Origin of the sequence: Novosphingobium cyanobacteriorum (assembly GCF_029436685.1) — a bacterium.
GTDB lineage: Bacteria > Pseudomonadota > Alphaproteobacteria > Sphingomonadales > Sphingomonadaceae > Novosphingobium > Novosphingobium cyanobacteriorum.
On the sequence record NZ_JAROCY010000001.1, the window covers coordinates 53,444 to 79,552 of the forward strand.

General features: G+C 65.4%; 25 protein-coding genes and 2 tRNA genes. 14 read left to right on the top strand and 13 right to left on the bottom strand.

What is annotated here, in order from left to right; all coding sequences use genetic code 11:
* Genes POM99_RS00240 through POM99_RS00280 form a run of 9 tightly spaced genes read left to right on the top strand, consistent with a single transcriptional unit; the run spans nt 1 to nt 9,459 of the window.
* A complete protein-coding gene (locus tag POM99_RS00240) occupies nt 1–618 on the top strand; it encodes an NADH-quinone oxidoreductase subunit J (RefSeq protein ID WP_277274724.1) in 618 nt (205 codons plus the stop codon).
* Nucleotides 618–923, top strand: coding sequence for an NADH-quinone oxidoreductase subunit NuoK (gene nuoK / locus POM99_RS00245; RefSeq protein WP_277274725.1), 306 nt, complete (start codon nt 618–620; stop codon nt 921–923). Before POM99_RS00240 ends, nuoK begins: the two co-directional genes overlap by 1 nt.
* 4 nt (nt 924–927) lie before the next feature.
* Nucleotides 928–2,976, top strand: a complete 2,049-nt coding sequence (nuoL, locus tag POM99_RS00250) for an NADH-quinone oxidoreductase subunit L (protein ID WP_277274726.1) — start codon at nt 928–930, stop codon at nt 2,974–2,976.
* Entirely contained in the window at nt 2,973–4,520 is a 1,548-nt protein-coding gene (locus POM99_RS00255; RefSeq protein ID WP_277274727.1) for an NADH-quinone oxidoreductase subunit M, read from the top strand. The genes nuoL and POM99_RS00255 overlap by 4 nt, the downstream gene beginning before the upstream one ends.
* A complete protein-coding gene (gene nuoN, locus POM99_RS00260) occupies nt 4,520–5,983 on the top strand; it encodes an NADH-quinone oxidoreductase subunit NuoN (RefSeq protein ID WP_277274728.1) in 1,464 nt (487 codons plus the stop codon). Before POM99_RS00255 ends, nuoN begins: the two co-directional genes overlap by 1 nt.
* Nucleotides 5,980–6,696, top strand: coding sequence for a biotin--[acetyl-CoA-carboxylase] ligase (locus POM99_RS00265; protein WP_277274729.1), 717 nt, complete (start codon nt 5,980–5,982; stop codon nt 6,694–6,696). Before nuoN ends, POM99_RS00265 begins: the two co-directional genes overlap by 4 nt.
* The gene (locus POM99_RS00270) at nt 6,696–7,484 is read left to right on the top strand and encodes a type III pantothenate kinase (protein ID WP_277275063.1); all 789 of its coding nucleotides are present in this window, start codon (nt 6,696–6,698) and stop codon (nt 7,482–7,484) included. Before POM99_RS00265 ends, POM99_RS00270 begins: the two co-directional genes overlap by 1 nt.
* Before the next feature lie 15 nt (nt 7,485–7,499).
* Nucleotides 7,500–9,152, top strand: coding sequence for a ribonuclease J (locus tag POM99_RS00275; RefSeq protein ID WP_277274730.1), 1,653 nt, complete (start codon nt 7,500–7,502; stop codon nt 9,150–9,152).
* Nucleotides 9,153–9,165: 13 nt separating this feature from the next.
* The gene (locus POM99_RS00280) at nt 9,166–9,459 is read left to right on the top strand and encodes a DUF1467 family protein (protein ID WP_277274731.1); all 294 of its coding nucleotides are present in this window, start codon (nt 9,166–9,168) and stop codon (nt 9,457–9,459) included.
* A gap of 59 nt (nt 9,460–9,518) precedes the next feature.
* Here the strand turns inward: POM99_RS00280 and phoB are convergent, their stop codons facing one another.
* From phoB to POM99_RS00315, 7 genes are all read right to left on the bottom strand, one after another.
* Nucleotides 9,519–10,208, bottom strand: coding sequence for a phosphate regulon transcriptional regulator PhoB (gene phoB, locus POM99_RS00285; protein WP_277274732.1), 690 nt, complete (start codon nt 10,206–10,208; stop codon nt 9,519–9,521).
* A 63-nt stretch (nt 10,209–10,271) separates the two neighbouring features.
* The gene (gene phoU / locus POM99_RS00290) at nt 10,272–10,961 is read right to left on the bottom strand and encodes a phosphate signaling complex protein PhoU (protein ID WP_277274733.1); all 690 of its coding nucleotides are present in this window, start codon (nt 10,959–10,961) and stop codon (nt 10,272–10,274) included.
* 8 nt (nt 10,962–10,969) lie between these two features.
* Entirely contained in the window at nt 10,970–11,779 is an 810-nt protein-coding gene (pstB, locus tag POM99_RS00295) for a phosphate ABC transporter ATP-binding protein PstB (protein ID WP_277274735.1), read from the bottom strand.
* Between the two features lies 1 nt (nt 11,780).
* The gene (gene pstA / locus POM99_RS00300; RefSeq protein ID WP_277274736.1) at nt 11,781–13,034 is read right to left on the bottom strand and encodes a phosphate ABC transporter permease PstA; all 1,254 of its coding nucleotides are present in this window, start codon (nt 13,032–13,034) and stop codon (nt 11,781–11,783) included.
* Nucleotides 13,027–14,406 (bottom strand): phosphate ABC transporter permease subunit PstC, encoded by a 1,380-nt coding sequence (gene pstC, locus POM99_RS00305; protein ID WP_277274737.1) that lies wholly within the window; start codon nt 14,404–14,406, stop codon nt 13,027–13,029. Before pstC ends, pstA begins: the two co-directional genes overlap by 8 nt.
* Nucleotides 14,407–14,423: 17 nt before the next feature.
* Nucleotides 14,424–15,470, bottom strand: coding sequence for a substrate-binding domain-containing protein (locus tag POM99_RS00310; protein WP_277274738.1), 1,047 nt, complete (start codon nt 15,468–15,470; stop codon nt 14,424–14,426).
* Between the two features lie 58 nt (nt 15,471–15,528).
* Nucleotides 15,529–16,728 (bottom strand): sensor histidine kinase, encoded by a 1,200-nt coding sequence (locus POM99_RS00315; RefSeq protein WP_277274739.1) that lies wholly within the window; start codon nt 16,726–16,728, stop codon nt 15,529–15,531.
* A 198-nt stretch (nt 16,729–16,926) separates the two neighbouring features.
* Here POM99_RS00315 and POM99_RS00320 point away from each other — a divergent pair, with 198 nt between their 5' ends.
* Complete coding sequence (locus POM99_RS00320; RefSeq protein ID WP_277274740.1) at nt 16,927–17,601, top strand: DUF2490 domain-containing protein; 675 nt, start codon at nt 16,927–16,929, stop codon at nt 17,599–17,601.
* Between the two features lie 9 nt (nt 17,602–17,610).
* Here POM99_RS00320 and POM99_RS00325 read toward each other — a convergent pair whose 3' ends face one another.
* From POM99_RS00325 to POM99_RS00335, 3 genes are read right to left on the bottom strand one after another with little or no spacing between them, the layout of a single operon-like run.
* Complete coding sequence (locus POM99_RS00325; protein WP_277274741.1) at nt 17,611–17,823, bottom strand: hypothetical protein; 213 nt, start codon at nt 17,821–17,823, stop codon at nt 17,611–17,613.
* A 33-nt stretch (nt 17,824–17,856) separates the two neighbouring features.
* Nucleotides 17,857–19,533 (bottom strand): hypothetical protein, encoded by a 1,677-nt coding sequence (locus POM99_RS00330; protein ID WP_277274742.1) that lies wholly within the window; start codon nt 19,531–19,533, stop codon nt 17,857–17,859.
* Nucleotides 19,533–20,570, bottom strand: a complete 1,038-nt coding sequence (locus POM99_RS00335) for a glycosyltransferase family 2 protein (RefSeq protein ID WP_277275064.1) — start codon at nt 20,568–20,570, stop codon at nt 19,533–19,535. Before POM99_RS00335 ends, POM99_RS00330 begins: the two co-directional genes overlap by 1 nt.
* 203 nt (nt 20,571–20,773) lie before the next feature.
* On the opposite strand from POM99_RS00335, the gene POM99_RS00340 reads away from it, so the two are divergent.
* From POM99_RS00340 to POM99_RS00350, 3 genes are read left to right on the top strand one after another with little or no spacing between them, the layout of a single operon-like run.
* A complete protein-coding gene (locus tag POM99_RS00340) occupies nt 20,774–21,529 on the top strand; it encodes a class I SAM-dependent methyltransferase (protein ID WP_277274743.1) in 756 nt (251 codons plus the stop codon).
* The gene (locus POM99_RS00345) at nt 21,526–21,894 is read left to right on the top strand and encodes a DMT family transporter (protein ID WP_277274744.1); all 369 of its coding nucleotides are present in this window, start codon (nt 21,526–21,528) and stop codon (nt 21,892–21,894) included. Before POM99_RS00340 ends, POM99_RS00345 begins: the two co-directional genes overlap by 4 nt.
* On the top strand, nt 21,891–22,511 hold the full coding sequence (locus POM99_RS00350; protein WP_277274745.1) for a class I SAM-dependent methyltransferase: 621 nt from the start codon (nt 21,891–21,893) through the stop codon (nt 22,509–22,511). The genes POM99_RS00345 and POM99_RS00350 overlap by 4 nt, the downstream gene beginning before the upstream one ends.
* A gap of 39 nt (nt 22,512–22,550) precedes the next feature.
* On the opposite strand, the gene POM99_RS00355 is transcribed toward POM99_RS00350, so the two are convergent.
* The 3 genes from POM99_RS00355 to recJ all read right to left on the bottom strand — a co-directional run bounded on the left by POM99_RS00355 (nt 22,551) and on the right by recJ (nt 24,593).
* Nucleotides 22,551–22,625: transfer RNA gene (locus POM99_RS00355), tRNA-Glu, on the bottom strand.
* A gap of 37 nt (nt 22,626–22,662) precedes the next feature.
* Nucleotides 22,663–22,737, bottom strand: a tRNA-Glu gene (locus tag POM99_RS00360).
* Nucleotides 22,738–22,820: 83 nt separating this feature from the next.
* Nucleotides 22,821–24,593 (bottom strand): single-stranded-DNA-specific exonuclease RecJ, encoded by a 1,773-nt coding sequence (recJ, locus tag POM99_RS00365; protein WP_277274746.1) that lies wholly within the window; start codon nt 24,591–24,593, stop codon nt 22,821–22,823.
* Between the two features lie 186 nt (nt 24,594–24,779).
* Between recJ and POM99_RS00370 the strand changes: the two genes are divergently transcribed.
* The gene (locus POM99_RS00370; RefSeq protein WP_277274747.1) at nt 24,780–26,042 is read left to right on the top strand and encodes a hypothetical protein; all 1,263 of its coding nucleotides are present in this window, start codon (nt 24,780–24,782) and stop codon (nt 26,040–26,042) included.
* Nucleotides 26,043–26,109 lie beyond the last annotated feature (67 nt).

Sequence of the window (26,109 nt, forward strand, 5' to 3'; positions counted from 1 at the left end):
ATGATCCAGGCTTTCGCCTTTTACCTCTTCGCCGGCATGATGCTGTTCTCCGGGGCGGTCACCATCCTTGCGCGCAACCCGGTGCACTCGGTGCTCTGGCTGATCCTCGCGTTCTTCAACGCGGCGGGCCTGATGGTCCTTGCCGGGGCTGAATTCATCGCGATGCTGCTGGTCATCGTCTATGTCGGCGCGGTCGCGGTGCTGTTCCTGTTCGTGGTCATGATGCTGGACATCGACTTTGCCGAACTGCGGGCAGGCTTCATCAAGAACTTCCCGCTGGGCATGCTGCTGGCGGCGGTGCTGTTCGTGGAACTGTTCGTCGGCATCGTGGTGCGCAGCGCCGGTTCGCTGCAGCTGAGCCATGCATCGGGCACGGCGGCGCCGGCCGCGGGCCTCACCAACACGCAGGCCATCGGTGCGCTGCTCTACAGCAAGTACCTGTTCCTGTTCGAAGCGGCGGGCATCATCCTGCTGGTGGCGATGATCGGCGCGATCGTGCTGACCCACCGCCAGCGTGGCGGGGTGCGCGGCCAGAACGTTTCGAAGCAGGTGGCGCGCCGGCCGGAAGAGGCCACAATCAACGTGCAGCCGGAAGTGGGCAAGGGGGTCTCGCTCTGATGATCGGCATCGAACACTACGTCGTCGTCAGCTCGATCCTGTTCGTGCTCGGCGTGCTCGGCATCTTTCTCAACCGCAAGAACGTGATCATCATCCTGATGGCGATCGAACTGATCCTGCTGTCGGTGAACCTCAACCTCGTCGCGTTCAGTGCCTTCCTCCACGATCTCGTGGGTCAGGTCTTCGCCATGTTCGTGCTGACCGTGGCGGCGGGCGAGGCGGCGATCGGGCTTGCCATCCTTGTCATCTACTTCCGCGGCCGCGGCACCATTGCCGTTGACGACGTCAACCGGATGAAGGGCTGAACCGATGTCTTCCATCCTGATCATCGTTTTCCTGCCGCTGCTGGCAGCGATCGTCGCCGGCCTCGGCAACAAGAAGCTGGGCCTCGTGCCCGCCAAGATCGTCACCACCGGGGCGCTGTTCGTGTCGTGCGCGCTGTCGTGGCCGATCTTCCTGTCGTTCCTGAACGGCAGCGCCGAAGCCGCCGTGGTGCCGGTGCTGCACTGGGTGAAGTCGGGCAATCTCGACTTCGCATGGGCGCTGCGCGTGGATACGTTGACGGCGGTCATGCTGGTGGTCATCACCAGCGTCTCGGCGCTCGTCCACCTGTACTCGTGGGGCTACATGAGCGAGGAGCCGGACCAGCCGCGCTTCTTCGCGTACCTCTCGCTGTTCACCTTCGCCATGCTGATGCTGGTGACGGCCGACAACCTCGTCCAGATGTTCTTCGGCTGGGAAGGGGTGGGCCTTGCCTCGTACCTGCTGATCGGCTTCTGGTTCCGCAAGCCCAGCGCCAACGCCGCCGCGATGAAGGCCTTTGTGGTCAACCGGGTGGGTGACCTTGGCTTCATGATGGGCATCTTCGGCGTGTTCCTGGTGTTCGGCACCGTGTCGATCCCGGCGATCCTGCAGAACGCCCCGGCCGTGCTGAACGGTTCGACCATCGGGTTCCTTGGCCACCGCTTCGATACCGCCACGGTGCTGTGCATCCTGCTGTTCATCGGCGCGATGGGCAAGTCGGCCCAGCTCGGCCTGCACACCTGGCTACCCGACGCGATGGAGGGCCCGACCCCGGTTTCGGCGCTGATCCACGCGGCCACGATGGTGACCGCGGGCGTGTTCATGGTCTGCCGCCTTTCCCCGCTGTTCGAAACCAGCCCGACGGCGCTCTCGTTCGTCACCTTCATCGGCGCGGCGACCTGCTTCTTCGCGGCGACGGTGGGCACCACGCAGACCGACATCAAGCGCGTGATCGCCTATTCCACCTGTTCGCAGCTGGGCTACATGTTCTTTGCCGCGGGTGTCGGCGCCTATGGCGCGGCGATGTTCCACCTGTTCACGCACGCGTTCTTCAAGGCGCTGCTGTTCCTGGGCGCGGGCAGCGTGATCCACGCGATGCACCATGAACAGGACATGCGGTACTATGGCGGCCTGCGTAAGCACATCCCGCTCACCTATTGGGCGATGATGGCGGGCACGCTGGCGATCACCGGCGTCGGCATCGTCGACGTGGGCGGCTTTGCCGGCTTCCATTCGAAGGACGCGATCCTCGAAGCGGCCTATGCGAAGGGCACCGAGCTTTCGCACTTCGCCTTCTTCATGGGCATCTTCGCCGCGCTGCTGACCAGCTTCTATTCGTGGCGTCTGGTGTTCCTCACCTTCTTCGGCAAGCCGCGGTGGGAGCAGAGCGAGCACATCCAGCACGCCGTTCATGATGCGCATGGCCACGGGCACGACGATCATGCCCATGACCACGCCCACGATCATCACGATCACGCGCATTCCGATGGCACCGCCGGCTATCACCCGCATGAAAGCCCGGCCAACATGCTCGCCCCGCTCGGCATCCTGTCGGTCGGCGCGGTGGCGGCGGGCTTCGTGTTCCAGCACGCCTTCGTGTCGGAAGGCACGGGCGAGTTCTGGAAGGGCGCGCTGGTGTTCAACGAACACCTGATCCACGCAATGCACGAAGCGCCGCATTGGGTGAAGTGGGCTCCGTTCGTGGTCATGGCCACGGGCCTGCTGATCGCCTGGTACGGCTATATCAAAAACACGCGCTTCCCCGCGGCGTTCGTTGACCAGTTCGGCTTCCTCTACCGTTTCCTGCTCAACAAGTGGTACTTCGACGAGCTCTATCACTTCATCTTCGTCCGCCCCGCCATGGCGCTGGGCCGGATCTTCTGGAAGGTGGGTGATCAGGGCATCATCGACCGCTTCGGCCCTAACGGCGCCGCCTGGGTGGTGCAGAAGGGGAGCAAGGCCGCGGTCAAGCTCCAGTCCGGATATCTCTACAGCTATGCGCTGGTCATGCTCGTCGGCCTTGTCGGCGCGATCAGCTGGGTGATTGCACGATGAGCGGTTTTCCTATCCTGAGCCTCATGCTGCTGGTGCCGCTGGTCGGCGCGGTGGCCGTCCTCAAGGCCGGGCGCGAACAGGCCCGCATGATCGCGCTGGTCGCCACGCTGATCGACGCCGTGCTCGGCGCCATGCTGTGGGCCAAGTTCGACATCGGCGGCGCGCAGTGGCAGTTCACCGAACGCGCCGCGCTGTTTGCCGGATTCGAATGGAAGCTGGGCATCGATGGCATCGCGCTGCTGCTGATTGCGCTGACCGTGTTCCTGATGCCGATCTGCATCGGCGCCAGCTGGAACTCGATCGAAAAGCGCGCGGGTGAATATTACGCGGCGTTCCTGCTGATGGAAACGCTGATGATCGGCGTGTTTGCGGCGCAGGACCTGTTCCTGTTCTACATCATGTTCGAAGCCGGCCTGATCCCGATGTACCTGATCATCGGCATCTGGGGCGGGGCTGACCGCATATACGCCAGCTACAAGTTCTTCCTCTACACGCTGTTCGGCTCTGTGCTGATGCTGATCGCGATGTTCTGGATGGCCAATGCTGCTGGCACGACCGACATTCCCACGCTGATGCAGTACAACTTCCCGGTTCACGCGCAGACGTGGCTGTGGCTGGCCTTCTTCGCCAGCTTCGCGGTGAAGATGCCGATGTGGCCGGTCCACACCTGGCTGCCCGATGCACACGTGCAGGCGCCCACCGCCGGTTCGGTGATCCTGGCGGGCGTGCTGCTGAAGATGGGTGGCTACGGCTTCATCCGCTTCTCGCTGCCGATGTTCCCGGAAGCCTCGGCGCAGTTCGCACCGCTGGTCTGGGGCCTGTCGATGGCGGCGGTGGTGATCACCTCGCTGATCGCGCTGGTGCAGCACGATATCAAGAAGCTGATCGCCTATTCCTCGGTGGCGCACATGGCCATCGTGACCATCGGCCTCTTCGCCTTCAACCAGCAGGGTCTCGAAGGCTCGATGCTGATCATGCTCAGCCACGGCCTTGTCGCCGGCGCGCTGTTCCTCGCGGTGGGCGTGATCTACGATCGCCTGCACACCCGCGAAATCGATCGCTACGGCGGCCTCGCCATCAACATGCCGTATTACGCGCTGTTCTTCCTGCTGTTCACCATGGCCTCCATCGGCCTGCCGGGCACCAGCGGCTTCGTGGGTGAATTCCTGTCGCTGATGGGCGTGTACCAGATGTCGAGCTGGGTGGCGCTGGTCTGCACCACCGGCATCATCCTTGGCGCGGCCTATATGCTCTACCTCTATCGCCGCGTGGTGTTCGGGGTGCAGAAGAACGAAGATGCCGCTGCCATGCCCGATCTTGATGGGCGCGAATGGGCGATGATGGTCCCGCTCGCCATCGTGGTGCTGTGGATGGGCGTCTATCCTGAAACGTTCCTGGCGCCGATGCGCAAGGATATCGCGGCGCTGGAGGCTCGCCTTGCCCCCGCCAGCCCCAAGGGGGATTCCGACGTGAAGATCGCAGCCGTGAAGCCTGCTGCCGAAGGTTCGCATGCCGAAATGGCGCATGAAGGGGAGGCCCACTGATGGACCTGCTTCATTCGCTCCAGCTGACACTCGCCGAAGAGCTGATCAGCGTTTCGGGCCTGATCCTGCTGTTGGTCGCCGCCTGGAGTGGCGACAAGGCCGCGCGCCTGATCTCTATCGCCTCGGTCGCGGTGCTGGTCGCCTGTGCCGCGCTGGCCGTGCCGGCGCTGGCCGGCGCTGCTGCCGGTCCCGATACCTATGCCTTCGGCGCGCAGTACAAGGCCGATGCCTTCTCTGCCTTCGGCAAGATCCTGATCTATCTCGGCGCGGCGGTTACGCTGATCGTCGCCCCGGCGTTCCTCGATCGCTTCAACGCCATGCGCGCGGAATTCCCGCTGCTGGTGCTGTTCGCGGCGCTGGGCATGGGCATCATGGTTTCGGCCGGAGACCTGCTGGCGCTCTACATCGGGCTCGAACTGAACAGCCTCGCCGCCTATGTGCTCGCGGCGTTCCTGCGCACCGATGACCGTTCGGCCGAAGCGGGCCTCAAGTACTTCGTGCTCGGCTCGCTCGCCTCGGGCATCCTGCTCTATGGCATCAGCCTGACCTATGGCTTCAGCGGCCACACCGATTTCGCCGGCATCCGCGCCGCGCTGGGTGCGGGTGTGATGTCCACCGGCGCCACGTTCGGCCTCGTCTTCGTGCTCGCCGGCCTTGCCTTCAAGATCAGCGCCGCGCCGTTCCACATGTGGACGCCCGACGTCTATGAAGGCGCGCCCACGCCAGTGACGACGTTCTTCGCCACCGCGCCCAAGGTGGCAGCGCTGGGCCTGCTGATGCGCGTCAGCATCGAAGCCTTCGGGTCGCAGCCCGGTGCGTGGCAGCAGATCGTGATCTTCGCCGCGCTGCTGTCGATCGTGATCGGCGCGCTCGGCGCGATCGGTCAGGACAACATCAAGCGCCTGATGGCCTATTCGTCGATCAACAACGTCGGCTTCATGCTGATCGGCCTTGCCTGTGGCACGCAGGCGGGTGTCTCGGCGATGCTGGTCTACCTCGCGATCTACGTGGTGATGTCGATCGCCGGCTTCGTTGCCATCCTGATGCTGCGCGATGCCGATGATCGCCCGGTGGAAAGCATTGCCGACCTTTCGGGGCTGTCGAAGACGCGTCCCGGCCTTGCCGTTGCGCTGGCCGCGGTGATGTTCAGCCTGGCCGGCATTCCGCCACTGTTCGGCTTCTGGGGCAAGTTCGTGGTGTTCCAGGCCGCGGTGCAGGCCAACCTCGTGGCGCTCGCCGCCATCGGTATCGCCGCCTCGGTGATCGGCGCCTTCTACTATCTGAAGGTGGTGAAGGTGATGTACTTCGATGATGCGGCGGACAAGGTGCACGGCCGCAACGATCTGGCGCACACCGTGCTGCTGGTCGCCGCGTCGATCTTCCTTTCGCCGCTGGGTTACCTGCTGACCAATTGGCTGCACCTTCTGGCCGGCAACGCCGCCAGCGCGCTGTTCCACGCTTGATCGAAACCGTCGCAGAGATCGATTCCACCAACGCCGCGCTGCTGGCGCGGCTTGGCCGGGGTGAAGTGATCGACGAGGGCGCGTGGCTGGTTGCAGACCGGCAGACTGCCGGTCGCGGCCGTGCCGGGCGCGTGTGGAGCGATGGCTACGGCAACTTCATGGGATCAACCGTGGCGCAGTTGCGCGCGACCGATCCCCTGCCGCAGTCGCTGGCCCTGGTCGCCGGGCTGGCGGTCCACGGCGTGGTGCAGGAATGTGCGCCGGGCCTGACCGATTGCCTGCTGAAATGGCCGAATGACCTGCTGGTGTCCGGGGCGAAGCTGGCGGGCATCCTGCTGGAACGCCATGCCGATGCGGTTGTGGTCGGGATCGGTGTGAACCTGTCGTTCGCGCCCGATGTGCCTGATCGCGCCACGGTTTCGCTGGCCCGGCTCGGCCATGGCACTGCGCGCGATGTCTTTGCCGAACGCCTTGCCGCGCACTGGCAGGCGGTGCTCACGCGGTGGCATTGCGGGGAATGGCCCGCTTTGCGGCAGGAATGGCTGTTGCGGGCGCATCCGGTGGGCACGCAGGTTTCGGTCAAGGATCCGTCGCATGGCACCGTCAGCGGGGCATTCGCGGGCATCGACGACAATGGCGTTGCGCTTCTGCGCTTGGCCGATGGGTCGATGCGTGCCATCCACGCGGGTGATCTCGATCTGGTAGGTGGATGATGCTCCTCGCTGTCGATGTGGGTAACACCAATGTGGTATTCGCGCTCTTCGATGGGCGCACGATCAAGGGCCGCTGGCGCATCGCCACCGATCCGCGCCGCACGGCGGACGAATACGCGGTCTGGCTGTTCCAGCTCTTCCGGCTGGAGGACGTGGAGCCGCACGAGGTCGATCAGATCCTGATCTCCACCGTGGTGCCGCGCGCGCTGCACAACCTGCAGGTACTTTCGCAGAAATACTTCAAGCGCGATGCCCTCGTGGCTGGCCAGCCGCCGGTGGAATGGGGCTTCGAGGCCGACGTGGACGAACCGCGCTCGCTGGGGGCGGACCGCGCGGTGAACGCCATTGCCGCCCACGCGCGCTATCCCGGTGACCTGATCGTCGTGGATTTCGGCACGGCCACCACGTTCGATCATGTGGACTTCATGGGCGCCTACAAGGGCGGGATCATTGCGCCGGGGATCAACCTGTCGCTCGATGCGTTGGTCAATGCCGCTGCAAAGCTGCCGCGCATCGCCATTGAAGCGCCCACGCGGACGAAAAGCGTGATCGGCCGCAACACCGAAGACCAGATGCACATCGGCGTGTTCTGGGGCTATGTGGCGATGATGGAAGGACTGATCGCGCGGATGCGGTCAGAGATCGGACGGCCTGCGCTGGTGATCGCGACAGGTGGCCTGGCGGTGCTGTTCGGCGAACACACCGATATTTTCGATCACGTGGATACGGACCTGACGCTCGATGGCCTTGCCCTGCTGGGCGAACGGGCGCGGGCGAGCCAGGCATAAGGAACAGGAACAGACGTGAAGCCCGGTAAGGAACTGCTGTTTTGTGCGCTCGGTGGTTCGGGCGAGATCGGGATGAACGTCAACCTCTATGGGTGTGACGGCAAGTGGCTGATGGTCGATCTGGGCATGACCTTCGCCGATCCGTGGTATCCGGGTGTCGATCTGGTCTTTGCCGATCTCGATTTCATCGAGGAGCGGCTTGAGGATCTCGTGGGCGTGGTGCTGACCCATGCGCACGAGGACCATATCGGCGCGGTGCCCTATTTCGCGCAGGACCTTGGCGTGCCGCTCTATGCCACACCGTTCACCGCGCGACTGATCCACGAGAAGCTGGTCGAGGCGGGGATCGAGGACAGCGTCGAGCTGAACGTGATCCCCAACGAGGGCAGCTTCCACCTCGGCCCGTTCGGCCTGCGCTATATCCCGCTGGCGCACTCGATCGCCGAAGGCAACGCGCTGCTGATCGACACGCCCTATGGTCGCGTGTTCCACACCGGCGACTGGAAGCTGGATGACGAACCGCGCATCGGCAAGCCCGCCACCGAGGAAGAACTGACCGCCATCGGCGACGAGGGCGTGCTGGCTCTGGTCTGCGATTCCACCAACGTTTTCAATCCGAAAGCCTCAGGCAGCGAAGGCGCGGTGCGGGCCGGGCTGCTTGAGACGGTGGAGGCGCTGGCCGGGCGGCGCGTGGTGGTGACCACCTTCGCTTCCAATGTGGCGCGGTTGCAGACCCTGGCAGAAGTGGCCGAGGCAACCGGGCGGCGGCTCTGCGTGGCCGGGCGGTCGCTGGACCGTATCATCTCCGTGGCGCAAGCCTCTGGTTATCTTCAGGATTTCCCCGATCCCATTTCGATGGACCAGGCGATGGACCTGCCGCGGGGCGAGGTGATGATCCTCGCCACGGGCGGGCAAGGGGAGCCACGCGCGGCGCTGGCGCGCATCGCGTCTGACCAGCATCCGATCAAGCTGGACCGGGGCGATGTGGTGCTGTTTTCCAGCCGCCAGATTCCGGGCAACGAGATCGCCATCGGCCGCGTTCAGAATGCGCTGACGGCCAAGGGCGTGGAGATCGTCACCGACCGTCAGTCGATGATCCACGTGTCCGGACATCCGGGCCGGCCTGAACTTGTTGCGCTATATGACTGGATCAGGCCGGAAATCCTCGTGCCGGTGCACGGCGAGCTGCGCCACATGAGCGAGCAGGCCAAGCTGGGCAAGGCCGAGGGGATCAAGCGCACGATCGTGCAGAAAAACGGCGACCTGATCCGCCTGACACCCAACGGGCCGCACAAGATCAGCGAAGTCCGCGCCGGGCGCCTGGTGCTGGATGGTGACATCATCGGCCCCGCTGATGGCGAGGCGATGGGCGCGCGGCGGCGGTTGGCGAACAACGGCCTCGTCACCGTGGCGCTGGCCGTGGGGCGCGATGGCAAGCTGGCGAGCCATGTCGAGGTCGCCTCAATCGGCCTGCCGCTGGACGAGGACATGGGCTCGTTTATCGTGGAAGCTCAAGAAGATGCGGCCGAGGCGGTGCGTACCCTTAAGGGCGATCGCAAGAAGGACCGGGTGGCCATTGCCGAATGCGTGCGGCTGGCGGTAAGGCGGTGCGCGCAGCGGTGGTCGGGCAAGAAACCCGTGGTCCAGGTGATGCTGCGGGAATCGTAAGGAAATCAATGCGATGCGCTGGACTTCCATCCTCGCCATCTGGTCGCTGTTCTGGGTCCTCTCCGCCTTCCTCGTCCTTCCTTTCGGGGTGAAGACCCATGAGGAGCTGGGGCTGGAGAAAGTACCGGGGCAGGTGCACAGCGCGCCGGGGAACTGGAATCCCAAGCGGATCGCACTGCGCGCGACGATACTTTCCGCAATCCTTTTCGGTGCTTACTACGCCAATTACATAAACCACTGGATCACGATTGACGATCTCGACGTGAGCCGATGGATGGAATCGGCAGCCGGCGCGAAGCCGAATTGACGTAAGCTGAGATGGACTGAGAGGGGGCTGAGAGCGACTGAGACGGGCTGAGAGGCCGTCTAGACGCCTTCAAGCGCATAGCCGGCCGAGCGCACCGTGCGCACCGGATCGGGCGCGCCCGGCAGGGCAATGGCCTGGCGCAGACGGCGGATGTGGACGTCCACCGTGCGCAGTTCGATGTCGCTGCCGCTGCCCCACACCGCATCGAGCAACTGCCCGCGCGAGAAGACGCGGCCGGGGTGTTCCATGAAGTGGCGGAGCAGGCGGAACTCGGTCGGCCCGATCTTGATCGCCTGTCCGCGCCGCGCGACGCGGTGGGCGGTGGGATCAAGCGAGAGATCGCCCACGGTGATCGTCTCCCCCGCCAGGGCCGGGCGCACGCGGCGCAGCACGGCGCCGACGCGGGCGATCAGCTCGCGCGGGGAGAAGGGCTTGGTCACGTAGTCGTCGGCCCCGGTCTCGAGGCCGCGAACGCGGTCGTCCTCGTCATGCCGGGCGGTGAGCATGATGATGGGGACGTGGGCGGTGGACTTGTTGCGGCGCAGGCGGCGGCAGACTTCGATGCCGCTGGTGCCGCCGATCATCCAATCGAGCAGGACGAGATCGGGCGTATCCTCGGCAGCCAGAAGCAGCGCCTCGTCGCCATCGTCGGTGGTCCGCACATCGTAGCCTTCGCCACGGAAGCGATACTCGACGAGTTCGGCCAGTGCGGTATCATCTTCGACGAGAAGCAACTTGGGTGCCGACACAATTTCCTCCGTGACAGTCACATTGCCAAGACACGGAAATTGTTACCGCCGTGTGACGAAGCCCTAGACTGCAGGTGCGGGCACATCCCCACGGTCCGGCAGGTAGTTGCCGGTGGCGGCGAAGTGGACCATTTCCGCGATATTGGTAGCGTGATCGCCGATCCGTTCGATGTTGCGGGCCACGAACATCAGCTGCGCGACGGAGCTGATAGTTGCAGGATTCTCAACCATGTAGGACACGAAGTTGCGGAAGATGCTGTCATAGAAGGCATCGACCTTGGCATCGCGCTGGATCACTTCTGTGGCGGCGACCGGATCACGCGCGGCATAGGCGGTGAGCACATCGTGGACCATTTCGCCCGCCAGTTCGTTCATCGCCGGCAGGAGGGTGAGTGGTTCGAACCGCTTGCGCCCTTCGATATGGCCGACGCGCTTGGCGATGTTCTTGGCATAATCGCCGATGCGTTCGACAACGCCGGCGATCTTGAGCGCAACGATCACCTCGCGCAGGTCATCCGCCATGGGCGCGCGCAGGGCGAGGACGCGGACGGCGAGCTTGTCGACTTCGCCTTCCAGCTGGTCGATCCGCTTGTCGCGCGCGATCACGCCGGCAGCGAGATCCTCGTTGCCCTGGACGAGTGCGTCCATCGCCTCTGCAATGGAAAGTTCGGCGAGGCCGCCCATTTCCGCCACGAGGCCGCGCAGGCGCGTGATGTCTTCGTCGAATGCCTTGACGGTATGTTCGGCCACCATGCTGTTCCTTACCCGTAGCGCCCGGTGATGTAGTCCTTCGTCCGTTCTTGCCGCGGATTTGTGAAGATATCGGAAGTCGTGCCGTATTCCACGATCTTTCCGAGGTGGAAGAACGCGGTGCGCTGCGAGACGCGCGCGGCCTGCTGCATCGAGTGCGTGACGATGACGATGGCGAACTTGCCCCGCAGTTCGTCGATCAGTTCCTCGATACGCGCGGTGGCGATGGGATCGAGCGCCGAGCAGGGCTCGTCCATCAGGATCACTTCGGGATCGACCGCGATGGCGCGGGCGATGCACAGGCGCTGCTGCTGGCCACCGGACAGCGCGGTGCCGCTGTCGGTCAGGCGATCCTTCACTTCATCCCACAGGCCGGCGCGCTGCAGCGAGGATTCGACGATGCCGTCCAGTTCGCTCTTGCTGGTGGTCAGCCCGTGGATGCGCGGGCCATAGGCGATGTTTTCATAGATCGTCTTGGGGAAGGGGTTGGGCTTCTGGAAGACCATGCCCACCCGCGCGCGCAGCTGCACCACGTCCATGCCGGAGCGGTAGATATCCTCGCCATCCAGCAGGATCTCGCCATCCACGCGGGCACCGGCGATGGTATCGTTCATGCGGTTGATGGTGCGCAGGAACGTGGACTTGCCGCAGCCCGAAGGGCCGATGAAGGCGGTGACATAGTTCTTCGGAATGTCGATCGAAACAGAATCGATCGCCTGCTTCGCTCCATAATAGACGGAGACGTTGCGCGCGCTGATCTTGGCTTCCGCGACAGGTTCGGGAAACACGTTTTCGGCGGCGGCGTTCAGGGGGGCGTTCATTTTACCACCGTTTCTCGAAGCGGTTGCGAAGGTAGATGGCGAGGCCGTTCATCAGCAGGAGGAACACCAGCAGCACGACAATGGCCGCGCTGGTGCGTTCGATGAAACCACGGTTGACCTGATCCGACCACAGGAAGATCTGCACCGGCAGCACGCTGGACGGCGCGGTGAAATCACCGGGCGGGGTGGCGACGAAGGCGCGCATGCCGATCATCAACAGCGGCGCGGTTTCACCCAGCGCGCGGGCCATGCCGATGATGGTGCCGGTGAGGATGCCGGGCAGGGCCAAGGGCAGCACGTGGTGGAACACCACCTGGACGCGGCTGGCGCCGATGCCGAGCGCGGCATCGCGGATCGACGGCGGCACCGCCTTGATGGCGTTGCGGCCCGAGATGACGATGACCGGCATGGTCATCAGGGCCAGCGTCATGCCGCCGATCAGAGGGGCCGAGCGCAGGTTCGGAAACAGGCCGAGGAAGACCGAAAGGCCGAGCAGGCCGAAGATGATCGAGGGTACGGCGGCGAGGTTGTTGATCGAGATCTCGATCAGGTCGGTCCAGCGGTTCCGCGGGGCGTATTCTTCAAGGTAGATCGCCGAGAGCACGCCGATGGGGAAAGCGAGGCCGAGCGTGACCAGCATGGTCAGGATCGACCCCTTAAGCGCGCCCCAGATGCCGACCTGCTGCGGGCTGGTGGCGTCCGAGCGGGAGAGGAAGCCGCTGTCGAAAGTGCGCACGAGCAGGCCCTTGCGGCCGAGTTCATCGGCCCTGGACTGCAGCGCGGGATCACCGCCATCGCCCCGGCGCGCGGCGACGAGATCATCGGAGGCGGGCAGCGAGAGATCGATCTTCTTGTTCAGGAGACCGGGATTGGCGGCCAGCTGTTCGGCCGCATCGCGCCAGGCCCCTTCGGCCAGCAGCGCGGCGCCGCCCTTGCCAAAGGTGGTTTCCGCCGCATCGTCGATCAACGCGGGCAGGCCAGCGCCCTGCAGTGCGCCGGTGGCGTCGGGCTGGGCCAGGCGTTCGGGCGTGACCTGAAGCTGACCCTGCGAGAGATCGAGCGAGAGGCGCAGTTCGGTACGCTGGAACCCGGCGATGCCCTTTGCCCCCATGGTGACCATGAGGAACGCCAGCACCAGCGCCGAGAACGTGACCGCGGCGAGGCCGAGCAGGCGAAAGCGGCGCTCGGCGGCATAGCGCTGCTTCAGCCGCGCCTGCATCCGGGCGTTGCGGTCTGCTGTGGCGAGATCACTCATAGGCTTCGCGGTACCGCTTGACGACGCGCAGGGCGACGAAATTTAGGGTGAGGGTGACGAGGAACAGCAGCATGCCGAGCGCGAAGGCGCCGAGCGTGGCGGGATGATCGAAGCTGCCTTCACCAGTGAGCATGGCGACGATCTGGAAGGTGACCGTGGTCATCGCCTGGAAGGGATTGGCGCTGAGATTGGCGGCGGCACCGGCGGCCATGACCACGATCATGGTTTCACCGATGGCGCGGCTGACCGCCAGCATCACGCCGGCGACGATGCCGGGCAGGGCGGCGGGGATCAGCACCTTGACGATGGTTTCAGACCGGGTGGCACCCATGGCGAGGCTGCCGTCACGCATGGCCTGCGGCACGGCGGCAATGGAATCGTCAGCCATGGAGGACACGAACGGGATGATCATCACGCCCATCACGAGGCCGGCGGCCAGCGCGCTTTCGCTGGAGGCGCTGGCAATGCCGATGGCCTGGCCGAAATCGCGCACCGCAGGCGCCACGGTGAGCGCGGCGAAATAACCGTAGACCACGGTGGGCACGCCGGCGAGCAGTTCCAGCAGCGGCTTCATCACCTTGCGCACCGAGGAGGAGGCATATTGCGTGAGGTAGATCGCGCTCATCAGCCCGAGCGGGATGGCGACGACCATGGCGATGATCGCGCCGATATAGAGCGTGCCCCAGAACAGCGGGATCGCGCCGTAGTTGCCCGGATCGGCCGAGGCGGCCATCGGATCGGGCGACCAGTGCGTGCCGGTGAGGAAATCGACCGGCGAGACCATGCCGAAAAAGCGCACGGTTTCAAACAGCAGCGACAGGAAGATTCCCGCCGTGGTCAGCACCGCGACCAGCGAGGCAACCAGCAGGATGCCCATGACCGAGCGTTCCACCCGGGTGCGGGTGTTGAAATCGGGCCGCAGGCGCAGGAAGCCGAAGGTGCCGCCGCCCAGCGCCACGGCAAGTGTGACGAGCAGGCCGATGATGTCATACCGATGGAGGGCGTTGCGGAAGGGTTCGATCAGCGGCTGCGCCAGCGGATTGAACACGGCGAAAGCCTTCCCCGTGGCGACGGCGCGCGCTTCGCCGAGGATGGTCTGGCGTTCGAAGCCGAAGGCGGGAAGGGCGGACGCGGCGGGATCGGCCAACACGCTGGCCAGCACGAGATTGGGGCTGAGGATCGACCAGGCGACCGCAAAGACAACGGCCGGCACGGCGACCCACAGGGCCACGTACCAGCCATGATAGCCGGGCAGCGAGGCGAGCCGCTGCGCCGGGTTGGCCCGTTTGAAGGCCCAGGCGCGCGATCGTGCCGCCAGCCAGCCTGCGAGGCTCAGCCCGAAGGCGAGCAGGATGAGGATAGCCGGCGACATCGATCGTTACGCGGTCCTTACTTCAGTTCCGACCCATCGAGGTTCGGCATTTCGCTGGCCGCCTTGGCGCTCTTGCCCAGGACGTCATCCGGCGCGGCGATCATGCCAAGCTTGGTCAGAGGGCCGCCCTTGCCCCACATTTGTGACCACTGGGCGACATATTCCTTGAGACCCTTGATCGCGGGCAGGTGCGCCTTCTTCACATAGATGAACAGCGGGCGGGCGCCGGGGTAGCTGAAATCGGAGATCGTGTCATACGACGGGGCGACGCCGTTGATCGTCATGCCCTTCAGCTTGTCCTTGTTCTCATCGAGATAGGAGAAGCCGAAGATGCCCACGGCCTTGGGATTGGCCTGCAGCTTCTGCACGATCAGGTTGTAGTTGTCCGAGGTATCGGCATAGGCACCGTCGTCGCGGATATCGCCGCAGATGGCGTCGAACTTCTTCTTGTCGGTGTCCTTCAGGGCCTTGGTCGCGGCGTCGGTCTCGCAGCCCTTGTGCAGCAGCAGCTCCTTCAGCGCATCGCGCGTGCCCGAAACGGTCGCTGGGCCATAGACCATGATCGGTTCAGCCGGGAGCGAGGGATCGACATCCTTCCACGTCTTCGCCGTCTGCGGCTTGCCGAACGGGGTCTTGGCCAGCGCCTTGTAGATGATCAGCGGGGTCAGCCTGAAGTCCGGCCCGGCCTTGTCCGAAGCGAAGGCGATGCCATCGAGACCGACCTGGATTTCGGTGATTTCCTTGACGCCATTGGCCTGGCAGTCGTCGAATTCCGACTTCTTCATGCGGCGCGAGGCGTTCTCGATATCGGGGAACTGCGCGCCGACGCCGCCGCAGAACAGCTTCATGCCGCCGCCGGTGCCGTTGCCTTCGACGATGGGGGCCTTCATGCCGGCGTTCGACTTGGCGAATTCCTCGGCCACCGCCTTGGCAAAGGGCAGCACGGTGGAGGAGCCCACGGCGCGGATCTGGTCACGCCCGGCATCGCCCTGCGAACCGCAGGAAGCGAGCGACAGGGCGGCAAGCGCCACAGCAGAAACGGCGATGCAGCGATTCGTCTTCATTGGGTCAAACCTTCCTTGCCCGTTGCTGGCGCCCCAATGCGACCGCTTCGTGACAGGTTTATGACAATCCATCCGTGTTTGTGACAGTGGCCGTCTGACCTTTCAGGGCCAGCCGGATCGTTACGGTGGTTCCTTCGCCCAGCTTGCTGCCGATGTCGAGCTTGCCGCGGTGGCGTTCCACAATGTGCTTTACGATGGCGAGGCCCAGACCAGTGCCGCCGGCGGTGCGGCTGCGGCCGGGATCGGTGCGGTAGAAGCGGCGGGTGAGGTAGGGCAGGTGGTCCGGATGGATGCCTTCGCCCCGGTCCTGCACCTGCAGCACCGCCTCGCCATCGCGGGCGTGGACCGAGACGGAGACGGCGGCCTTGGGATCGGCATACTTCATCGCGTTGTCGATCAGGTTGCGAATCACCTGGTCGAGCTGCTGCCGGTCACCCACCACCACCGCTTCCTCGATATCGGTGTTGATACGGTCTTCGCCGGCAGTGCTGGCGACTTCGGCGCCGATGCTGGCAGCCATCTGGCCAAGGTCGATGGTATCGCGCGGGGGATCGTGCTTTTCCGCCTCGATGCGTGAAAGCGACATGAGGTCTTCCACCAGGCTCTGCAGGCGCTTCGCCTCACGCAGCACGGTGGCGTGGAAGCGGGTGCGGGTGGCGTCGTCCACCTTCGCCTCGGGATCGGACAGCGTCTCGATATAGCCGATGATGGAGGCGAGCGGCGTGCGCAGTTCGTGGCTGGCGTTGGCGACGAAATCGGTGTGGGCGCGGCTGATGTCCGCCTCGGCCGTGCGGTTGACCATCTCGATCAGCGAATAGCGCGGATCTATGGCGACGCGGCGGACCTGCCAGATCGAGCGGGGACCGGTGAGGCCCTTTACCGTGGCGGTGCCCTCGGGCTTGGACAGCAGGGTGATCGCCTCGGGATGGCGCAGGGCGACGCGGGCGTCCTGCCCCACGATATGCCGGCCCAGCGCCTCACGCGCGGCGGCGTTGGCGGCGGCGATGCGCTGGGCATCGAGCATGAGGACGGGCACGCTGAACGGTTCGACCAGCTCGATCATCGCCTGGCGCGAGACGCTGCCGTCATCGGGCGGGCGGTATTCGACCACGGGTTCGGGCCGGACGAGCCAGAGCGTGGCGAGCCAGACCAGCAGCACCGCGCCGACGAGGCCCGGATGCGCGCCTGCCAGCACCATGGCGATGCCGGTGGCGAGCGCAATGCCGACCGCGGCCCAAGGGAACGATGACGCCTTCATGTGTGAGCGCGCTGATAGGCGAAGCGACGGAGGGGCCGCAAGGGGATGCCGTGCCCGTCACATTTCAGGCGAGGGCGCTGATCTGGCGGATTGTCAAAATATGGTCCCATGAGTGTCACAAAAGTCGTGAAACTGAAATATTAGCGTCATAAATATGTCATAGCGCGCCGGTGGACCGTCGTTTCAATGGAGAGTTCAGTGCGCACAATCCTTTTCGCGGCGATCGGTTCGGGTTGCCTTGCCGCCTTGCCGGCAGCAGCCCATGCGGGTGACGACAGCCAGTATTGGCAGACGGTGAACGTGGGCGTGGACCTGGGCCACGGCTTTCGCGTGACCAACGAGACCGTGCTGCGCACTGCCAACCACCGTGGCTTCTACGAAGTCGAGGACAACCTGCTGGTCGGCTACAAGCTGAACCGGACGACGACCGTCTGGGCCGGCTACACCCACGATCCCAACTATTCGCATGGCGATTTCACGGTGATGGAGCACCGCTTTCGCCAGCAGGTGACGTTCGACAACTTCGTGGCTGCGGGTTCGGTGAAGTTCAGCGCGCGCCTGCGCGGCGAGGAGCGCTGGCGCGACGGGGTGGTCGGCACCGGGTATCGCATGCGGCCCTTCGTGAAGGCGACCATGCCGATTGCGGGCAAGACGCTGCTGGTGGCCAGCAACGAGAGCTTCTTCAACCTGAACCGGATGGCGTTCCAGCGCCAGACCGGCCTTGACCGCATGCGCACCTTCGTGGGCGTGAACACGCCGCTGGTGAAGCACGTGACGCTGGAAGCAGGGTATCTGAACCAGCACGGCTTTGCGCGGGGCGGGCCAGACACCGACGACCACGTGGCGTCGGTGGCGCTGAACGCCAGCTTCTGACGAAGACGTTCAGCCCGCGTGGATCGCGGTGGCGATGCAGGCCACCGCGACAAAGGCGGCAAAGATCGAAATCGGCCGCCAGGGCACCGGGCTGATCCTGTCGAGATCGCGGCGGCGCTGCTGGCGGTGATCCTGCCAGCCGGCAATGATCGAAAGCAGCAGCGCGGGCGCAGCGATGGCGAGGAACAGTTGCGCCGTGGACAGCGTATCCAGGTCGATCACGAATGGGCCTTCAAAGGGATGCAGGCCCGCGCTTTAGGGCGCGCCGCGCAGGCGATCCAGTGTCTTTGCCGAGAGCGCGCAGATCGGACCGGACCGGGCCGCAGCCTGGCGCAGGCGCGCTGGAAGTAGGTGGCAACCGATTACGATGCCATCCGATCCGCGCGACAGGAGATAGCCGACCGGATCGGCAAGGCCGCCATTCCAGACCGACAGCACGCCCAACCGGTGAATGGGCAGGCGCGTATCCTGCAGGGCGAGGTAGGTCACTTCATCGACCATCACGCGGTTCAGCGTTCTGCCTTGCGGAATCCCCGCCGCGACCATGGCGGAATGGATATCCTGCCTGACCGGGGCATAGTCAGCGATGGATGCCGAATAGGGCTGGCCCGAGACGTAGCCCGGCGTGTGGGCCGCAGCGGCAAGAGGTGGCACGAACGCCGCGAGCAGGAAGAGCTGGCTGGCCGCGCCAATGATGGTGACGCCCACGGTGGCGCGCGCCATCCACCGACCTCGGGCCGCGCGCGGCAGGGTAAGGGCAAGCAGGGTGGCGAGGACCAGCGCGGGCAGCACGTGCCCTGCTTCATAGACATTGCGATTGAGCTGGCTGGCCCCCCATATGGCCACGCAGCCAAGCAGGGCCAACGCGAGAAGCGGGCGCGGTTCAAACAGGCTGCGCAAGCCGTTTGCGCGGATGTGCATGGTCAGGGACAGGAGCGCGGCCACGATTGCCGCCCCCCAGCACAGCGGCAGACCGAGACGGTAAACGACCGTGACCAAGGTCGGCACGTGCCCGGGCGGCAGCCATGACGACATCGGTGCGCCGGTTGGCACGGTAAGGGCGACGTAGTTCAGGGGGCTGGCACCGGCCAACAGGGTCTGCACCGCGTTGCCGAGACCCTTTCCTTCCGCAAGCGCGGAGGCGACGTTTTCATGCGCATACATGGCCGCGATCGCCGCATTGCCGGGGCAGGCGAGCCGCGCGGTCCAATAGTGTGCCGATGCCAGCATGACGGTGATAACAGCCGCAAGCCCGAGAGCACGGGGAAGCAAGGTGCGCGGCCCCTGCGCGCAGACCAGGATCGCGGTGCAGGCGATGACCGCGTAGAGCACGCCCTTCATGTGATAGCTCTGCGCGATCACCGTGAGGATCACGATGGGCGCGATCTTTGCCAAGGCGGAGAAGGGCGTGATGGTGTGCGATGGTGGACGCCAGAAGGTGACCAGCAGGATCAGCGCCGTGGTGAGGATCAGGGGTTGTTCCGGCCGGCTGAGAACCAGCAGGAACGGCAGGGTGCCGAGCGACAGCAGGCCGGCTGCAATCGTGCCGAGCTGAAGGCGCCGTTCCCGCGCAGGTTCAAGGCGCAGCAGCAGAAGTCCGACCATGACCAGCCATGCCAGCGCGCAGAGCACGCCCTCCAGCCGGATGAAGAAGGGGCTGGCAAAGGTGAGGTTGGCGGCAGCGGAGAACCAGCGCACGGTCATCATGTGCCACGGGGCGGTGGCGATCGTGTTGGGGCCGCACAGATCGCTGAACAGGATGTCGAAGCCATCGATGCCGGCGCGCTCCTGGAACCGCCAGCCGGTTTCGTCCGAATAGACCGGCACGAGCAGCCCGGCGACGAGCGTGATCAGCAGCGTACCGAGCGCGATGGCAAACCAAGCACGCGCGCGTCTGGCTCCAGTCGTCTCGATCACGGCGGGTTCAGGCATCAGGGACGTGGCGGATGCGCGGTGACGACGCCAAGGCGCGCCTGCGGCAATGGGGCCATCGCGCCGGGATGCACTGCCATTTCGCTGACGATATAGAGCGGTCGGCCCTTGGCCTGGTGATAGAGCCGGCCGAGGTATTCGCCGAGAAGCCCGAGCACGAAAAGCTGGACCGAACCGAGCACTAGCACGACGATCATCAGCGAGGTCCAGCCGGGCACGGTATGCCCGCCCAGCCAGCCGATCAGCGAATAGGCGATCAGCGCCAGCGACAGCAGCGAGAAGGCGAAGCCCGCATAGCTGGCGAGGCGCAGCGGTGCGACCGAGAAGCCGGTGAGCGCATCGACCGCCAGCCGTATCATCTTGACGAAGGGATAGTTGGTCTCACCAGCGAAACGCTCGTCGCGCTGGTATTCGATGGCGACCTGCTTGAACCCGATCCACGCCACCATGCCGCGGATGAAGCGCGAGCGTTCCGGCATGGCCTGCAGCACATCGAGCGCACGGCGGCTCATCAGGCGGAAGTCGCCGGTGTCGAGCGGGATTTCCACCCCATCCGAGAGGTGGGCGAGCAGGCGGTAGAACAGCTTGGCTGTGGCGCGCTTGGCCACGGTTTCGCCCAGCCGCTGCGTGCGCACGCCGTAGACCACGTCGGCCTCTTCGGCCTCCATCCGCGCGATCATTGCGCCGAGCAGTTCGGGCGGATCCTGGAGGTCTGCATCGATGATCAGGATCAGTTCGCCCCGGCACAGGTCAAGCCCGGCGGATAGCGCCAGCTGGTGGCCGTGGTTGCGTGACAGGCGAAGGGCGCGCACGTGCGGATCGGTTTCGCCAAGGGCGCGCATCATCGGCCAGGTGCGGTCCTTCGAGCCATCATCGACCAGCACGATCTCGTAATCCTCGCCCACGGCCGTACGGGCTTGTTCGGTCAGGCGGCGATGGAGCGTTTCGAGGCAGGCTTCCTCGTTATAGCAGGGCACCACGATCGACAGGCGCGGCCGGGGAAGCAGCGGATCGGACAACTGGGCATTGGCGAACATGGCGCGCAGAATTGCATCCGAGCCGAAACCAGTTCCGGGCCCGAATCCGCGCTGAAAGCTCATGTCGTTCATCGTCAGCCCCCGGAGTGCGATAGGGGAATGATGCGATTACTTGGTTAACAATCCATTGAGCCGCGTGTTCTGAAAGTGATTCTTAACCACTTCCGTGCAGATTTGGTGAACGGAACAGGGGGCGGCTTACTATGGGTCATGTCTACAACGACGCGTTCTATGACTACATCAACGCCGGCTCCCGCGCCTCGGCCAAGGTGGTCATCCCGATCATGCAGCAGGCCCTGAGTGTCGAAAGCCTGCTCGACGTGGGCGCGGGCGTTGGCGCCTGGGCGGCGGAGTGGATCGCCGGCGGGGTGCGCGACGTGATCGCGGTGGATGGCGATTATGCCAGGGCGCTCAAGCTGCTGGTTCCCGACGAATGCTTCGTGGCGCACGATCTGGGCCAGCCTCTCGATCTTGGTCGACGCTTCGACCTTGTCCAGACACTGGAAGTTGCCGAGCACCTTCCGGCGGAGAAAGCCGATGCCTTTGTCGCCTTGCTGGTGCGGCACGGGGACGTGGTGCTGTTTTCAGCGGCCGTGCCGGGGCAGGGCGGCGAGCACCATGTGAACGAGCAGCATCCGGAATACTGGCGACAGAAATTCGCACGGCACGGCTATGCCTGTTTCGACTGGCTGCGACCGCAGATTGCCGACCGTGCCGAGGTGCAGCCCTGGTACCGGTATAACAGCCTGATCTTTGCCAATGCCGCGGGAGAGGCGAGGCTGGCCGAGGCGGTTCGGGCCACGCGCGTTGCAGATGGTGACAAGGTGCGCATGGCCGGCTCGTTCGGCTGGCACCTGCGCCGTGCGATCGTTGGCCTGATGCCGGAAACGCTGGTGATGGGCATTGCCACTGCCAATGCCCGGCGCAAGGCGGCGGCCGCGCGCCGGCTGGCCGCATGACGGCTGCATCGCCTTCGGGGCTCGGCTGGCCCGTGCTGGTCGCGCTGATCGCGGGATCGCTGTGTGCCGCCGGGGGGACGTTCCTGCTGAAGCTGGGCGCGAACGGCGCGACGGCCCTTTCAGACTACATCAACATCCGCGTGTTCGCGGGGTTCGCCCTTTATGGCATAGGCAGCGCGGCGTGGATCTTCGCCATGTCCCGCGCGCCGCTCAGTGTGGTCTATCCGTTCAACGCGCTCACGTTCATCCTGGTGATGGTCGCCGGGATAGCCGTGCTGGGCGAACGGCCCGGACCCGCCGTGATTGCCGGTTCGCTGATGATCCTGGGCGGCATTGGGTGCATCGCAATCGGGAGTCTTGCATGATCGCGCTCGCTCGTCAGGTTCTTGCCGTACCGGCGCTGATCGATGTCTATCAGGCCGGGGTCGGCGCCAACCGCGCCAAGCGCCTGTTCGTGGACCAGTGGCTGCGTCCGCGCGCCGGTGAGCGCCTGCTGGACATCGGCTGCGGCACTGGCGCGGTGATCCCGTTCCTGCCGGAAGGGGTGGAGACGATCGGCGTGGATATCTCCAGCGCCTATATCGCGGCCAGCCAGGCGCGCCACGGCAGCAAGGCGCGGTTCCTTGTGGCGGATGCTTCCGATCCGTCGCTCGATCTTGGTGGCGCATTCGATGCGGCCTATGCCTTTGGCGTGCTGCACCACCTGCCGGATGACATCGCGGCCCGGCTGGTGGCCGGCGCCATGCGGCGGCTTCGGCCCGGTGGGCGGTTCGTGACGATCGACCCGACCCTGATCGAGGGGCAGGGTGCGGTTTCGCGGTTCATCGTGAAAAGTGATCGTGGCCGCCATGTGCGCACGCCGGCCGAGATGGCCCGGATCTTCGAGGGGCACGACGCCCAGCTGGACATCCGTACCGACCTGCTGCGCATACACTTTGCCAACGTGATCGCGGTGGCGGTGAAGCCGGCGCATACGCACTGATCTGTGCCGGTTGGCCGCAGTTTCGGCGATTGGCTGAACTGGTGACCCCTACGGGAATCGAACCCGTGTTTCAGCCGTGAGAGGGCCGCGTCCTGACCGCTAGACGAAGGGGCCGGAGGGGGAACCTTGGGTTCCCGCGCCGGGCTGCTAGTGGTGACCCCTACGGGAATCGAACCCGTGTTTCAGCCGTGAAAGGGCCGCGTCCTGACCGCTAGACGAAGGGGCCACTGGGCTAGCGCCGCTGGGCAGGTCCGCGCCTCTATTGGCGAAAGGCGGGGGCGTCAAGCATCGATTTGGGCAATTTTGTCATCAATCCGCAAAGGCGGCATCTTCGACGTGCAGCTCGGCCGCAGGGCGGCTGCCCCAGTCGTCGATCCTGGCACGCCCGGCCAGCCAGAACTGCCGCCCGCGCGAACCGTGGAGCAGCGCCTGGCCCAACTCGGTCTGCGCCGCACGAAAGGCGATGGCCTTGAACGAGCGCCCGTCGCGGCCCGTGGCGACCATGCGAACGTGGTCCGTACCGACGAGATCGCACTTCACCAGCCGCACCGGCCCCACCGCCACGCGCGGACCCGGCCAGCCAATGCCGAAGGGGCCGGCGGCATCGAGTGATTCGACAAGGGCAGGAGTCAGGCCGCCGGGGGCGAGCGACAGGTCAAGCAGCAGCGACTGCGATGCGCGCGCGGACACGACATCACGGGCAAGGTGTTCGTCCAGCCAGTCTGCCAGGCGATTCAGATGGGCGGGATCGATGGTGAGGCCACAGGCCATGGCGTGGCCGCCACCTGCCACCAGCATTCCCGCCTCGCGCGCGGCGATGATTGCGGCGCCAAGGTCCACCCCGGCGATCGAGCGGCCCGAGCCCTTGCCCATGCCTGCCTCGTCCGCGCCCAGCGCAATCACCAGCGTGGGCTTGCCGGTGCGTTCCTTGATGCGCCCGGCCACGATGCCGATCACGCCGGGGTGCCAGCCTTCACCCGCGACCACCACGACGGCGCGGTTGTGCTGCGAATCGATCTGCGCTTCGGCCGCTTCCTGCACCGCCTGTTCGATGGCGCGGCGTTCTTCGTTGAGCGCGGAGAGCTGCGTGGCGATCTGCTGCGCTTCGTCGGGATCCTGCGTAGTGAGCAGGCGCACGCCGAGCGAGGAATCGCCGATGCGCCCCGCGGCGTTGATGCGCGGGCCGAGTGCGAAGCCGAGGTCGCTGCAGGTGGGCGCACGGGTTAGGCGGGAGGCATCGATCAGCGCGGCAAGGCCCACGTTCTCGCGCCGGGCCATGATCTTCAGGCCCTGCGCCACCAGCGCACGGTTGAGACCCTTGAGCTGCGCCACGTCGGCCACGGTGCCCAGCGCCACGAGATCGAGCAGGCCCATCAGCTCGGGCGCCTTGCGGCTTTCGAAATAGCCGCGATGGCGCAGGGCGCGCACGGTGGCGACGGCGAGCAGGAAGGCGACGCCCACCGCAGCAAGGTGGCCGTGCGCGGCGGCGTCGTCGGCCTCGTCCAGCCGGTTGGGGTTCACCAGCGCGGCGGCGCGCGGCAGCTCTGGCGCGCACTTGTGGTGATCGACGACGATCACATCCACGCTTTCCGCGGCGGCCATCTCAAGCGCCTCGTACGCCATGGCACCGCAATCGACGGTGACGATCAGCCGCGATCCTTCGCGCGCCAGGCGAACCAGCGCTTCGCCGGAGGGGCCATAGCCCTCCAGCAGGCGATCGGGGATATAGGCGCGCGCCTCCACCCCCAGATCGCGCAGCAGCCGGATCAGCAGCGCCGCGCTGGTGGCGCCGTCTACGTCGTAGTCGCCAAAGACGGTGATCGATTCGCGTTGGAGAACAGCCTGCGCCAGCCGTTCCGCCGCCACGTCCATGTCTCGGAAGATGGAAGGATCGGGCAGGAAGTCGCGCAGGGTTGGCCGGCGGTGTCGATCAAGCTCGTCACGGTTCACGCCCCGGGCCAGCAGCAGCTGGTCGACCAGATCGTCGCCGTGGTGTTCTCCCCCGCCGATATCCATGTTTCCTCCCCGCCACCGCCAGGAAAGACCGGAGAGCGAGCGGGTGATGGCGTTGACGGGGATCATGCAGTCTCCGCTAGACCATCCGGCCGACGTGGAAAAGCGCCGGACCGAATGCAATCGTGATCAAATTCGCTGGAGAAGTGCATGCGGTCACAGTAACTATCGGATGAAATAACGAGAAGGTCGCTGTCCAACCATAAGGGGCCATGCCCCGCCGGAATCACGCCGGGCAGACACAGGGGCATGAGCATGCGGCATTTGGGAAAGTTCAGGGCGCTGGCGCTGGCGGGTATCGGCCTCGGCGCGGTGGGCGCGTTCGTCTATGCCCAATCGACCACTGGCCCGGTCGCCCGCTACGAGATGCGCGCCGGCACCACCTCGGGCTTTGCCGGCATGGCATCGGGCGGCAAGCCGAGCATGGGTTCTGCTTTGAGCATGGCCATGGGGCGCGGCGGCAATTCGGCGCAGCATGAGCTTTGGCTGGACCTGGGATCGAGCAGGGCCCCGGCTGGCACAGCGCCCAAGGCCGACCATTTCATGCCTGCAGGGGCCAAGCTGGGACCGTCGGTGGTTTTGAAAACACCGGAGAAGGTCAAGCCCGGCCCGCCCGAGATGCCGGCCGAGCGTGATTTCCAGCGGCCGAAGGGGCGCATGCTGATCTTCTGGGGCTGCGGCGAACACGCACCCAAGGGGCAGCCGGTGGTGATCGATTTCGCCAAGATCGCGGCGGGCCAGATGCCGCCGGGGCTGTGGACCAGTTCGGTCCCGTCCGATCGCTATGTTGTGCCGTCCTCCAGCAAGACCTACGGCTACTGGCCATGGGGCGATGGCAAGGCGGTGAAGCCGGACAGTTCGCTGCTCGGCCAGCACCGCGTGGCGGGCAATTACTCGCCCGAGATGACCTTTACCCTGACGCACGATTTCATGGGGCCGCTGCGCGCCGCGTCCAACGCGCAGCCCAGCGGGGCCACGCTGCTGCGGTGGAGCCCGCTGGCAGACGCGACAGGCTATCACGCGTCGCTGATCGGGGGGAAGGGCGACGGGCGCGAAATGCAGGACATCGTGTGGTGGTCATCCAGCATGACGCGCGAGTTCGGGGGCGGGCTGGTCGATTGGCTTTCGCCCGCCACGGTGGCGCGGCTGGTGGCCAACAAGACGGTCCTCTCGCCCCAGACCACCACCTGCATGATCCCGGCCGAAGTCAGGCAGGCGGCGCCGCAGTTCATGATGGTCTCGCTTTATGCCTATGGGCCCCAGGAGGACTTCGTCTATCCGCCCAAGCCGGCCAACCCGAAGGCAGCTTGGAACATCGAATGGCAGGCGCGCATCCGCCACAGGTCGATGACCGCCATCATGCCGGGTATGCCGGGCATGGATGAGGCGAGCCAGCGCAATCCACAGCAGAGTGGGGAGCAGCCGCAATGCCCGCCCAAGAAGAAGCGGGGCTTCGGTGGACTTGGTGGCCTGATCGGCGGCGCACTGGGTGTTCCGGGCAGCAATGGCGGCTGCTGAAACGAATTACTCCGACCAGCGTCGAAGCCCGTGCTTCTGATCGTGTGGCACAGCCGTACCGGCGCCG